This is a genomic window from Arthrobacter sp. 2RAF6, from assembly GCF_052115205.1.
Classification (GTDB): domain Bacteria; phylum Actinomycetota; class Actinomycetes; order Actinomycetales; family Micrococcaceae; genus Arthrobacter.
On the sequence record NZ_JBFRGF010000001.1, the window covers coordinates 178,015 to 190,143 of the forward strand.

Genomic DNA, 12,129 nt, shown 5'->3' on the forward strand with positions numbered 1-12,129 from the left:
GTGCTGCGCCTAGGAGGAGGGTACAAGTGCCGAGGGGCGTCTCCGTGTGGATTTCGTCAATCTCAGTGGTCAAAACGGCAAATCTCAGTGTAAAAAACCCGAAATTAAGTGGAGGCAGCCGGCGTCTACGTGTTTGACCTCCAACAGGACGTGGCACAAGAGCCCCTGCCCGTCGCAGCCCGCCACCACTACTAGGACGGCTCGGCCGCCCCCAAAGCAAAAAGAGGAGGGCTACCGGAAATATCCGGTAGCCCTCCTCTTGCGTTTTGCGTCAGTGGTTACGCTTCGGCGTCCTGGTAAATGCCAGCCATCCAGGATTCGACGTCGTCGGTCTTGCGGGGGAGAGCGGCGCTGAGGTTGACAGGACCGTCTGCCGTCATCAGGATGTCGTCCTCGATCCGGACGCCGATTCCACGATATTCCTCCGGAATGGCAAGGTCCTCGTTCTTGAAGTAGAGCCCGGGTTCGATGGTGAAGACCATGCCCTCGGTGAGGACGCCGTCCAGGTAAAGGTCACGCTTGGCCTGGGCGCAGTCGTGGACATCCAGGCCAAGGTGGTGGCTGGTACCGTGCGGCATCCAACGGCGGTGCTGCTGGCCTTCGGCGCTGATGGCTTCCTCCACGGACACCGGCAGCAGGCCCCACTCGGCGAGGCGTTCGGCGAGGACCGTGGTGGCGGCGGTGTGGATGTCGCGGAACTTCACGCCCGGCTGGGCTGCGGCGAATCCGGCGTCGGCGGCGTCGAGAACGGCTTCATAGACCTTGCGCTGGACGTCCGAGAACTTTCCGTTGGCGGGAATGGTACGCGTGACGTCGGCGGTGTAGAGCGAATCTGCCTCCACACCGGCGTCGAGGAGCACGAGTTCCCCGGCGTTGACCTTGCCCGTGTTCCGGGTCCAGTGGAGCACCGTGGCGTTGTTTCCGGCGGCCGCGATGGTGTCGTAGCCGAGCTCGTTCCCTTCTTCACGGGCACGCGCGAAGAAAGCGCCTTCGATGACGCGTTCGCCGCGGTGGTGGGTCATGGCGCGGGGGAGGGCGCGGACGACGTCGGCGAAACCCTCCACGGTCGCGGACACGGCGATCTTCATTTGCTCGATTTCCCAGGCGTCCTTGAGCAAGCGCAACTCGGAGAGCGCCTCGCTGAGCAGTTCGTCCAGGGCATCGAGTTCGCCGAGGTCCAGGTTCTCCGGATCCTTGGCTGTGTTGTAGCGGGCGGTGTCCACGAGGGCATCGATGTTCTCGTCGACCTTGCGCACCAGGCGGATCGAGATGCCGCCGATTTCCGGGGCACCCACGTTCTTGGTGATGGCCATCTCGAGTTCGTCGAGGTGCGCCGTCCTGAGCCCAAGGCGCGCTTCGAATTCGGCGAGCGTCGGGCGCGCGCCGATCCAGAACTCACCGGAACGCGAGTCGGCGTAGAACTGTTCCGTGTCCCGGCCAGCGAGCGGACGGAAGTAGAGCGTCGCGAGGTGGTTGCCGCCGTCGTCGCCGGTTCCCTCCTCGACAGGTTCCAGGACCAGCACGGCATCGGGCTCGTGGTCCAGGCCCAAGCCCGTGAGGTGGGCAAAGCCGGAGTGGGGGCGGAAGCGGTAGTCGCAATCGTTCGAGCGGACCTTGAGCGGGCCGGCCGGTAGGACGAGGCGTAGGCCCGCGAACTTGTCGGAGATGGCCCGACGACGCGTGGCGGCATGGTCTGCGACGGCGTCACGCGCAGGGGTCACCTGCGGCGCTGGCGCCCAATTGCTGGCCATGAACGCCTTGAAGGCATCGGATGTGGGCCGCTGGGAGCGGTTGTTGACGCGCTCCTCCAGGGGCTGGGAGGCTGTGGTTTCACCGTTTTGGGTGTTATCTGCATCGTTCACCGTCCAATAGTCCCATCAAGGCCGATACTAGGCCAGCGGCGCAACGGTCCAAGCCGTCCCTTATCAAATACGCTTGGAAAGTGAAGATCGACCTGCACGCGCACTCCAATGTTTCCGACGGGACCGAGGCTCCCGCGGGAGTGATCGCTTCCGCATCAGCTGCGGGTCTGGATGTGGTGGCCTTGACCGACCACGACTCCACTGACGGATGGGAGCAGGCCTCCGTCGCCGCCCTCGAATTCGGGGTGGCTTTCGTGCCGGGGATAGAGATCTCGTGCCGCACCCGGGAAGGGATCAGCGTCCATCTCCTGAGCTACCTCCACGATCCCGGACACCCCGGCCTGCTTGAGGAAATCACCAAAGCGAAAGACGCGAGGCTCACCCGCGCCAAACGCATGGTCACGCTCCTGGCAGAGGATTACCCACTGAGCTGGGACGATGTCATCCATCATGTGGCTCCCGGTGCAACTGTGGGTCGGCCCCACATCGCCGACGCCCTCGTGGCGGCCGGTGCGGTGGCGAGCCGCTCCGAGGCGTTCACCGCCATCCTGACATCGCACTCGCGCTATTTCGTGCAGCACTACGCACCGGACCCGGCGCTCGCCGTCGAGCTCGTCCGGTCGGCGGGCGGTGTCCCCGTCTTCGCCCATCCGGTGGCCTCGGCCCGCGGCCGGGTGGTCGGGGAACGGACTTACCGGGAAATGATCGACGCCGGCCTCTTGGGGCTGGAAGTGGAGCACCGCGACAATCCCGAGGAAGGCCGCGTGTTCCTGCGCCGCCTGGCCGCCGAACACGGGTTGTTCATGACCGGTTCGTCCGACTACCACGGAACCGGCAAGCCCAATCTTCTCGGGGAGAACCTGACGTCCCCCGATGTCCTGGCCCGCATCGAGGAGCTGGGCACGGGGAGTTCGGTGGTCCGTTAGTCGGGGTAGAAAGTGGCCTTCCCGTCGAGGCGCTTCCGCATCACTTCGATGGCCGGGGCGTTCTGGTCCACGCACACGAACCTGCGCTCGAGTTTCGCCGCGACTGAACCGAGCGTGCCCGAGCCTGCGAAGAAATCGAGGCACCAGTCTCCTGGCCGGCTCGATGCAGTGACGATCCGCCGGACCAGGCCTTCCGGCTTCTGCGTCGGATAGCCGGTTTTTTCCTTCCCGGTCGGGGAAACGATGGTGTGCCACCAAACGTCCGTGGGGAGCTTCCCGAGTTCGCGTTTGGCGGGCGTCACGAGGCCCGGCGCCATGTACGGCTCACGGTCAACCTCGGCGTTGTCGAAGTGGTATTTGGCGGGGTTCTTGACGTACACGAGGATGTTGTCGTGCTTGGTGGGCCAGCGGTTCTTGGCACGTGCGCCGTAGTCGTAGGCCCAGATGATCTCGTTCAGGAAACACTCCCGGCCGAAGATCGAGTCCAGCATGACCTTGGCGTAGTGCACCTCGCGGTAGTCCAGATGCAGGTACAGGGTGCCGTCGTCGGCAAGCAGGCGCCAGGCCTCCACGAGCCGGGGTTCCAGGAAGGACCAGTAGTCGCTGAAGGCGTCGTCGTAGCGGTGCAGCGCGCCCTTGATGGTGTCGTACGAGCGTCCCTTGAAGCCGACGCGGTCGCCGTCGCCGTCGGCGTTGCGGACCATGCGCGTTTCCTGGCGGCTCTGGACGCGGCCCGTATTGAAGGGCGGGTCCACGTAAATCAGTGTGAAGGCGCCGTCCGGCAGCGTCGGGAGGAATTCCGCGTTGTCCGCGTGAACCACCAAGTTGCTGCCGTCCGGCGCCCAAACAGTGTCAGTCATTGAGGCCGTTAAGCCTCGGTGCTCTCGCCGGATGCACCGGAAGCGGACACCACTTCGCCGTTGCGGCGGCGGGTGCGGGAACGGCGTGCGCGGGACGGCTTGTCCGCGCCCTCGCCGGACTGTGCCTGCCCGGATTGGGGCTCGGCAGACTGAACTGAACCTCCGGCGGGGGCTGCGTCGCCTTCGGAAGTACGACGGCGGCGGGTGCGGTTGCGTCCGCCCTCACCGTCTCCTTCGCGCGACGGAGCGTCGCCTGACTTGGGACCGCGGCGTGCACCTTCACGGCCACCATCACGCCCGCCGTCCCGGCCCGTGCGTCCACGCCCGGAATCGCCGCCGGAACGGGAGTTCTTCTTACCGGTCTCGCCCAGGTCTTCCAGGACCTCAGCGTCGACGCCGGCAAGGGTGCGCTTGTCGCGGGGCAGGCGGCCCTTGGTGCCCGCGGGGATGTCCAGTTCCTCGAAAAGGTGCGGCGACGAGGAGTAGGTTTCCACGGGCTCCGGGTAGCTCAGGCCCAGCGCCTTGTTGATCAGGCCCCAGCGCGGCATGTCGTCCCAATCGACGAACGTCACGGCCGTGCCCTTGTTGCCTGCGCGGCCGGTGCGGCCAACGCGGTGCAAATAGATCTTTTCGTCTTCGACGCACTGGTAGTTGATCACGTGCGTGACGTCATCGACGTCGATGCCGCGGGCGGCGACGTCGGTGGCCACGAGGACGTCCACCTTGTTGTTGCGGAAGGCACGGAGTGCCTGCTCGCGGGCGCCCTGGCCCAGGTCACCGTGGATGGCGGCGGCCGCGAAGCCGCGGTCCACGAGTTCCTCGGCAACCTTGGCTGCGGTGCGCTTGGTCTTGGTGAAGATGATGGTCCGGCCGCGGCCGCGGGCCTGCAGAATGCGGGCGACGACCTCGACCTTGTCCATGCTGTGGGCACGGTAGATGAGCTGCCGGATGTCTCGCTTGGTCAGGCCTTCGTCGTCCGGGTCGGCGGCACGGATGTGCGTGGGCTGCGTCATGTAACGGCGCGCCATGGCGATGACCGGGCCAGGCATGGTGGCGGAGAAGAGCAAGGTCTGGCGGACGGCGGGTGTGCCGGCAATCAGGGTCTCGACGTCCGGAAGGAAGCCGAGGTCAAGCATCTCGTCTGCTTCGTCGAGAATCACCATGCGAACGTTCTTGAGGTTCAGGTGCTTCTGCTTGTAGAGGTCGATCAAACGGCCGGGCGTGCCGACAACAACCTCGACGCCCTTTTGCAGGGCTTCGATCTGGGGCTCGTAGGCGCGGCCGCCATAGATGGTGGCGATGCGGGCGTTGCGCTTCCGGGACGCCGTCTGCAGGTCGTTGGCAACCTGAACGGCGAGTTCGCGGGTAGGAACAATCACGAGGGCCTGGGGTGCACCCGGGACAGCGAGCTTGTCGTGGCCGGCGTCGTCCGGTCCGACGACGCGCTGCAGCGCCGGAATGCCGAAACCGAGGGTCTTTCCGGTACCGGTCTTGGCCTGGCCGATGATGTCGTGACCGCCCAGGGCGACCGGGAGGGTCATGGCCTGGATGGGGAACGGGTGGGTGATTCCGGCGTCGGAGAGGGATTCAACGATGTCGGCGCGGACGTTGTAGTCGGCGAAGGTTTTTTCTGCGATCTCGTGGGGTGTTTCGTCCGAGGAAATGGTTTCCTCGGGTTCGATCGTTTCGGTTCCGTCTGTCAGAACTTCATGGGTGTGCAATTCACTCACAGTGGAGTTTTCCTTATTCATTTGGGCTGCGCTGCGTGCTCAACGGTTGTGGCAGGGCCGTTCCGGAGCACGGATGGGCGCAAGCAAATCCAGTGGAAGCCGATCGCGGGCTATCTAAATACTGGCACTGGGGACCAGCTGGTGTATCTCAAGATCGCGTAGGGGCGGGCTTGTTGATGTCAAAAATTAACTGAATCAACGACCGGGCATCCATTACTACTCACCCAGTCTAGCGTCTGGGGGCGATAATCCCCGGATCGCGGCCCCGGCCTTGCGGACGGAGCGCGCTACGGGAGGAGTTCGAAGGTGATTTGGCGGGTGGCGATCTCCGCATCGAGCAGTTTCACGCGGACCTTCGTGCCGGACTCCATTTCGCCGTCGCAGCGAGCGGTGACCGCGGGCTCGGCGATCTGGACGATGCCGTAGGGGCCGTGCGGGGCTCCGTTCCCATTGCCATTACCGTTGTTGCCGTTGGTGCTGTTCCCGTTGCCGTTTCCGTTGTTTTTGGCGGGCTTCGATCCGGAAATCACTACGGCGTCGAATTCCTGTCCGATGTGGTTGACAAGGAGTGCTGCCTCCACGGTGTCCAAGGCCAGGCGCTCCATTTTGGCGGCAAGCTGGTCGGATGACGCCATGATCTCGGGCAGGCTCGGCAAAGCATGCCGGGCCCATGACGGGATCTCTGTTCCATTGCTCAGTGCTTCGCAGATGACCAGCACAAAACGATCGACAAGCCGGCGCAGCGGCGCGGTGGTGTGGGCATATGGTGCCCCGATGGCTGACTGCATGACGCTGCCCGGTACCTCGCCGTCGAAAGGCGTGTACCCGGCACCGCGGAAAAGCAGCCCAGCGGAATGGAGGATGGCGAGTTGCCGGGGGTCCTTCGCGTCGAGGGTCCGCAGGTACGCTCCATAACTGGTCCCCTCGGTCCAGGGCTTGCCGAGTGCCCCCGTTTGCCGCTTGAAATGGAGCAGTGAGCGCTCGTCGGGGGCGGGCATGGTGCGCAGGATCCCCACTTTGCCATCGAGCATCAACTGGGCGGCGGCCATCCCGGTCATGAGCGAAATCTGGGCGTTCCAATCCTCCACCGGCAGCGAGGGAGCTGCGACGATCCTGTACCCCCCGCCGTCGGGCAGTTGGACGATTTCCTGCTCAGGCATGTTCAGGCTAGCCCCGCCGCGGCGGCGTTCGAGTTCCACCCGCTTGAGCCCGACTTCCTTGAGCAGCTGCAGGACGGGATCAGCCGTTCCGGAATCGATCTCCGACTGGACGCCCCTGTAGTTGAGCTTGGCGCGGCTCCGTACGCTTGCCCGACGCACGGAGACGGTGCGGAACTCCGCCTCGGCATCGAGTTCGAAGTCCCACACGAACGCGCCGCACGTCTGGCCGGCCAGCAAGCTCCCGGCATGCTCGCTGATGATCTCGGGGTGCAGCGGGATGCGGCCGTCCGGGGCATAGTACGTTTGCCCGCGGTGGCGGGTCTCGGCGTCGAGCGCGCCTCCCGGCGGCACAAAGGAGGGCACATCGGAGATGGCGTAGAGAACCCTGTAACCATCGCCGGACCGGTCAATGAAGAGGGCCTGGTCGAGATCCGTGGAAGAGGCCGGGTCGATCGTGATGAAAGGAACGTCCGTGAGATCCTGCGCCGGCAGGGTGTGTCCGGAAACCGCGGCTTCAGCGTCGCGCAGCGCTTCAGCGGGATAACCTGCGGGCAGCTCGAGTTCGGTCCGAAGCGCCGCCAGCGCTTCCGCGAGCTGGTTCGACGTTTCACTGACATTCGGGGCTAACCGCTGATGTGACACGAAAGTCAGGGTAACTCCAAAATCTTCCGGCGTCTCGCTAGGCCGCCGCTGCGTCCAAGGCGGCCAGGAGTGCCCGGGCTGCCGCCGTCGGGTCCTCCGCCTCAGTGATGGCGCGGACCACCACGATGCGGCTGGCGCCGGCCTGCACTACCGCTTCCACGTTGCTGAGATCGATGCCGCCGATCGCAAACCAGGGGAGCACAACCCCGCCGACGGTCTCTTCGTCTGCCTGCTTCACCGCGTTGGCGGCGTACTTCACCAGATCGAGCCCGACGGCGGAACGTCCCGGCTTGGTGGGCGTAGCCCACACGGGCCCGACGCAGAAGTAGTCCAGGCCGCTGCGGCCAGGCGACGCGGCGATGGCTGCGTCAACCTGATCCGGCGTGTGCGTGGAGAGGCCGATGATGGTGCGGTCGTGGAGCAGCTTCCGGGCCGAGCGCAGCGGAATGTCCTTTTGGCCGATATGGAACACCGGTGCGCTGGAGAGGGACGCCACGTCCGCGCGGTCGTTGACTGCCCAGAGACGGCCATGACGGTGCGCCACGGATTGCAGGACCTCCAGGAGTTCCAGTTCCTCGGCGGCTTCAATCGTCTTGTCGCGCAGCTGGATGATGTCCACGCCGCCCTCGAATGCGGCATCGACAAACTGCTCAAAATCACCGTGTTGCTTCCGGGCGTCGGTGCAGAGGTACAGGCGGGCGGTGGTGTGGACATCGTGCGGGGTCATGGAAACAGAGTAGTTCCTCTAAACTGGGCTGGTACCGCGGGAGCCGCGGCGGCAGTCACAATCGCCGCGCGGCTGAGAGGGCTTCAGCGCCGACCGCTTGACCTGATCCGGCTAGTACCGGCGTAGGGAAGGACTCCATGGACGAAGCAAACACCCAGCCCGGACCCCTGAACGCAGATGTGGCGGTGATCGGAGGCGGTGTCATTGGCCTCGGCATCGCGTGGGAAGCCCGCAGGTCCGGCCGCTCGGTTGCCCTGATCGATCCCGCACCGGCCAGCGGCGCCACCTTCGCGGCGGCGGGCATGCTGGCGCCCGTCAGTGAACTGCATTACCAGGAAGAGGACCTCCTGGAGCTCATGCTCGAATCGTCGGCATTGTGGCCGGACTTCGAACGCAATGTGACCGGCTCAAGCACCGGACGCAGCACGGGTTACCGCACGACGCCGACCCTCGCCGTCGGCGCGGACGCTGCGGACCGCCGGGCGCTCGCCGACCTCCGGGATGTCCAGCTGGCCAACGGCCTGGTGGTGGAATCCGTGCCTTTGCGCGAGGCCCGGGAGCGTGAGCCGCTGTTGAGCCCGCAGATTTCCTGTGCCTTCGACATCCCGGGCGACCACCAAGTGGATCCGCGCCGGCTTTCGGCTGCGATTCTAGGCGCGCTTGCAGACCACCAGCCCGGCGATTCCAGCTGGATTGCGGGGGCCGGGGGCGGTTTTGCGGTCCAGGATACCGCGGCAGGCCTCCTGTGGGAGGACGGGCGCGTCGTCGGGGTTCTGCTGGACTCAGGCATCGAAGTGTTCGCCACCGAAACAGTGGTTGCCAACGGACTGGATGCCCCCCGCTTGAAGGGCCTGCCGGATGGATTATCGCTCCCGTTGCGTCCGGTGTACGGCGACATACTGCGGCTGCGCGTCCCGGAGCACCTGCAACCCCTGGTCACGGCCACGGTCCGTGGAATGGTGCGCGGAGTGCCCGTCTACATCGTCCCCCGCGACGACGGGACCGTGGTGATCGGCGCGACGCAACGTGAAGACGGCTTGTCGGCGTCCGGGGGAGCGGCCAACCCGGTGTCAGCGGGCGGGGTGTACCAGTTGCTCCGCGACGCCCAGGTACTGGTTCCGGCTGTGGCCGAACTGGAACTCTTGGAAGCGACTGCGCGCGCGCGTCCAGGCACTCCGGACAATGCACCGCTGTTGGGCCGTGTGAAAGGTGACGAAAACGTACAAGGTTCCGAAGGAACCGTGCGGGGCCTCGTCGTGGCCAGCGGCTTCTTCCGCCACGGCGTGCTCCTCACCCCGGCAGCGGCGAAAATCTGCGTCGGACTCATGGATGGCACCGTCGATCCCCGGTGGAACAGATTCCGCCCGGACCGCTTCTCCCGCCCGCTTTCAGCAGCGAAGGCCTCAACAGGCGGCCCATCTGCCGATACCTCAAATCCCCTTCCGAAGGACCACGCATGAACATCAAATTGAACGGCGCAGACCACACGCTAGGCGACGACGCGTCGGTCACCACCCTCGTCAGCCACATCACCGGACGGGTGGTGGACTCCAGCGGCCAGGCGGCCGACGGACGTAAGATCGGCGTCGCCGTCGCACGCAATTCCGAAGTAGTGCCGCGCAGCCAGTGGGCTGCCACCGCGCTCGCAGAGGGCGACGAACTCGAAATCGTGACCGCAGTACAGGGAGGCTGAACCATGACCACGGCAAGCACTCAAGCAGCAAGCACCCGAACCGACGCGCTGGTGATCGACGGTGTCGAGTTCGGCTCGCGCCTCATCATGGGGACCGGCGGAGCCCCGAGCCTGGACGGCCTGGGGGCAGCGCTTCTGGCTTCCGGCACCGAACTCACCACTGTTGCGATGCGGAGGTACTCGCCGACGGAAACAGGTTCGCTGTTCCAGTTGCTCGTGGACCATGGCATCCGTGTCCTGCCCAACACCGCCGGCTGTTTCACTGCCAAGGACGCTGTCATGACAGCCGAGCTTGCCCGGGAGGCCTTGGAAACGGATTGGGTGAAGCTCGAGGTCATCGCCGACGAACAGACGCTGCTGCCTGACGCCGTGGAGTTGGTGGACGCAACGGAGAAACTCGTCGACCGCGGCTTCAAGGTTTTCGCCTACACCAACGACGACCCCGTGCTGGCGCTTCGCCTGGAAAACCTCGGAGCCACAGCGGTGATGCCCTTGGGTGCGCCTATCGGCACCGGCCTGGGCATCCTGAATCCGCACAACATCGAGCTGATTGTGTCCCGCGCTTCGGTGCCGGTAGTGCTCGACGCCGGCATCGGCACCGCGTCCGACGCCGCACTCGCCATGGAGCTCGGCTGCGACGCCGTGCTTCTGGCCACCGCGGTGACCCGTGCGCAGAACCCCGTGCAGATGGGCGAGGCCTTCAAACACGCTGTCATCGCCGGTAGGCTGGCGAAGCAGGCAGGCCGCATCCCGCGCCGGGAACACGCACTTGCCTCCTCGGCGATGGACGGCCGGGCCGAGTTCCTCTAGCGGCCAATGCTGGCAGCTCCGGGGATTCCTGCGAATTCCACGTCAGCGAAGGAGCACCCCATGGCCGGCAAAGATGACCTCCTCACCAGGTCCGCGATCGACGACGCGCTGGCGGAGCTGCCGGACTGGCGCTACCGCCAGGGCGGCCTCGTCACCGTCTACAAATGCCCGACGTCGGCTGCCGCACTGGAGCTGATCGCCGCCGTCGGGCGCATCGCCGAGCAGCAGAACCACCACCCGGACCTGGACTGGCGGTACAACCGGGTGTTCGTCCGCTACACCTCCCATGACGCAGGGAGCGAAGTGACCCAACGAGACATCCGGGCGGCCACGAGCGCCAGCGAAGCAGCCGCGGAAGCCGGGGCAGTGTCCGAACCGGCTCTATCGGACGGCTGAAGTCGCTACCTAGAGTCGCAGGGCCGCGGTCAGCTGGGCGGTGTCGTGCCGGGTCCGATGGCGGCCCAGGAAATAGGAGGCCACCGCGGCAGCCACGGTACCCAGAATGATGGGCAGGACCCACGGGATCCACGTCACGCCAGGCTGGTAGCCAAAGCCGAGTTGGATGAAGATCATCCAACTCAGCATGGCGACGGCCACCGAAACGCCGGCGGGCAGGGTGATTCCGTACGTGCCACGGTGTTTGTCAGTTCCCCAGACGATGAAGCCTGAGGCGATGGTGGCTAGCGCCACGATGACAAGTGAGAGCATGCGGACTCCTGGCTCGCTGGTGTTCTTGCGTATTGCTTAGAGGGCGCCGAAGCCGACCCGGCGCACTTCCTCGGCGCCGATCTCCACGTATCCGAGGACGTTGCCGGGAACGATGACCTGGCGGCCTTTTTCGTCGGTCAGTCGCAGGTCCGTGCCCTTGGCGATGGCCTCGCTCACGATCTTGGCAACAGCCTCGGCATCGAGAGCGGACTCAAGCGCGATCTCACGGCCAACATTCTGAATGCCGATCTTTACTTCCACAGCGGGGCCTCCCAGCCAATCAAGAAATTACTCAGTCCTCTATTTGTAGTCTAGGACTCTTTCGGGAAGCGACTGATTCCGCGCCAAGCTAAACGGTAGATCAGGTCGCTGGCAACATCGAGGTCCAAATCGCCGTCGGTTTCGAGCCAATACCGGGCGCTGACCTGCGCCATTCCGGCCAGGCCGCGGCCCAGCAGCTGGGCCTCCAGCGGGGGCAGCTTGGTGTCTTCGGCGATGACCTTGGCGACGGCGTCGGCGAAGGTGCGGTTGAAAGTCTCCAGTCGGGAGCTGACGTCCGGGTCATTGATGAGATCGGATTCGAAGACGAGCCGGTGGGCTTGGTCATCGCCCGCGATAAAACGGTAGTAGGCACGCATGACGGCCTGGACGCGTTCCTTGTTGTCCGACGTCGAATTCAGCGCCGTGAGCATCTGGTCCGTGAGCATGGCCAGGTGGCTGTCGAGGAGGGCCATGTAAAGCTCCCGCTTGGACGGGAAATGTTGGTACAGCACCGGCTTGCTGACATGGGCGGTCTCGGCGATTTCGTCCATCGCTGCACCATGGAAGCCGTTGGCAACGAAGACTTCCAAGGCGGCGTTCAGGAGCTGGGCCCGGCGCTCATCGCGTGGCAGCCTCGCCGAGCGTGGGGAACCGGTCCGATCTTGCCTGACCTGCGCCTCCTGTTTGATACGTGCACTCTCAGCCACTTGTCTGCCGCCTTTCCTTTGCAGTTATGACCACAATACTGCG

The 12,129-nt window shown here is 65.1% G+C and carries 13 protein-coding genes and 1 riboswitch; of the genes, 5 read left to right on the plus strand and 8 right to left on the minus strand.

Annotated elements, in window-relative coordinates; all coding sequences use genetic code 11:
• Positions 1-278 precede the first annotated feature (278 nt).
• Complete coding sequence (locus AB4Z38_RS00885; RefSeq protein ID WP_441427962.1) at positions 279-1,862, minus strand: aminopeptidase P family protein; 1,584 nt, start codon at positions 1,860-1,862, stop codon at positions 279-281.
• Between the two features lie 80 nt (positions 1,863-1,942).
• On the opposite strand from AB4Z38_RS00885, the gene AB4Z38_RS00890 reads away from it, so the two are divergent.
• Positions 1,943-2,788: a PHP domain-containing protein gene (locus AB4Z38_RS00890; RefSeq protein ID WP_234748301.1), complete on the plus strand. Its 846-nt coding sequence runs from the start codon at positions 1,943-1,945 to the stop codon at positions 2,786-2,788.
• Here the strand turns inward: AB4Z38_RS00890 and AB4Z38_RS00895 are convergent.
• The 4 genes from AB4Z38_RS00895 to thiE form a co-directional block, all read right to left on the minus strand.
• Positions 2,785-3,648, minus strand: coding sequence for a DNA-methyltransferase (locus tag AB4Z38_RS00895; protein WP_441427963.1), 864 nt, complete (start codon positions 3,646-3,648; stop codon positions 2,785-2,787). The two genes, AB4Z38_RS00890 and AB4Z38_RS00895, sit on opposite strands and share 4 nt — an antisense overlap.
• Before the next feature lie 8 nt (positions 3,649-3,656).
• Positions 3,657-5,378: a DEAD/DEAH box helicase gene (locus AB4Z38_RS00900; RefSeq protein WP_441427964.1), complete on the minus strand. Its 1,722-nt coding sequence runs from the start codon at positions 5,376-5,378 to the stop codon at positions 3,657-3,659.
• Positions 5,379-5,665: 287 nt separating this feature from the next.
• Positions 5,666-7,180, minus strand: a complete 1,515-nt coding sequence (locus AB4Z38_RS00905; protein ID WP_441427965.1) for an RNB domain-containing ribonuclease — start codon at positions 7,178-7,180, stop codon at positions 5,666-5,668.
• Between the two features lie 37 nt (positions 7,181-7,217).
• Positions 7,218-7,907 carry a thiamine phosphate synthase gene (gene thiE, locus AB4Z38_RS00910; protein ID WP_441427966.1) on the minus strand — a complete coding sequence of 230 codons (690 nt, stop codon included), beginning with the start codon at positions 7,905-7,907 and terminating at the stop codon, positions 7,218-7,220.
• 26 nt (positions 7,908-7,933) lie between these two features.
• A riboswitch (TPP riboswitch) is annotated at positions 7,934-8,053 on the plus strand.
• Between thiE and thiO the strand changes: the two genes are divergently transcribed.
• The 4 genes from thiO to AB4Z38_RS00930 all read left to right on the plus strand — a co-directional run bounded on the left by thiO (position 8,045) and on the right by AB4Z38_RS00930 (position 10,806).
• On the plus strand, positions 8,045-9,367 hold the full coding sequence (gene thiO / locus AB4Z38_RS00915; RefSeq protein WP_441427967.1) for a glycine oxidase ThiO: 1,323 nt from the start codon (positions 8,045-8,047) through the stop codon (positions 9,365-9,367). It overlaps the preceding riboswitch by 9 nt.
• Entirely contained in the window at positions 9,364-9,600 is a 237-nt protein-coding gene (gene thiS / locus AB4Z38_RS00920) for a sulfur carrier protein ThiS (protein ID WP_441427968.1), read from the plus strand. Before thiO ends, thiS begins: the two co-directional genes overlap by 4 nt.
• Before the next feature lie 3 nt (positions 9,601-9,603).
• A complete protein-coding gene (locus tag AB4Z38_RS00925) occupies positions 9,604-10,410 on the plus strand; it encodes a thiazole synthase (protein WP_441427969.1) in 807 nt (268 codons plus the stop codon).
• A 60-nt stretch (positions 10,411-10,470) separates the two neighbouring features.
• Positions 10,471-10,806, plus strand: coding sequence for a 4a-hydroxytetrahydrobiopterin dehydratase (locus tag AB4Z38_RS00930; protein WP_441427970.1), 336 nt, complete (start codon positions 10,471-10,473; stop codon positions 10,804-10,806).
• A 9-nt stretch (positions 10,807-10,815) separates the two neighbouring features.
• Here the strand turns inward: AB4Z38_RS00930 and AB4Z38_RS00935 are convergent, their stop codons facing one another.
• Genes AB4Z38_RS00935 through AB4Z38_RS00945 form a run of 3 tightly spaced genes read right to left on the minus strand, consistent with a single transcriptional unit; the run spans position 10,816 to position 12,086 of the window.
• Positions 10,816-11,118, minus strand: coding sequence for a hypothetical protein (locus tag AB4Z38_RS00935; RefSeq protein ID WP_441427971.1), 303 nt, complete (start codon positions 11,116-11,118; stop codon positions 10,816-10,818).
• Positions 11,119-11,154: 36 nt separating this feature from the next.
• Positions 11,155-11,379: a DUF3107 domain-containing protein gene (locus AB4Z38_RS00940; RefSeq protein WP_441427972.1), complete on the minus strand. Its 225-nt coding sequence runs from the start codon at positions 11,377-11,379 to the stop codon at positions 11,155-11,157.
• A 50-nt stretch (positions 11,380-11,429) separates the two neighbouring features.
• A complete protein-coding gene (locus tag AB4Z38_RS00945; RefSeq protein ID WP_415983880.1) occupies positions 11,430-12,086 on the minus strand; it encodes a TetR/AcrR family transcriptional regulator in 657 nt (218 codons plus the stop codon).
• Positions 12,087-12,129 lie beyond the last annotated feature (43 nt).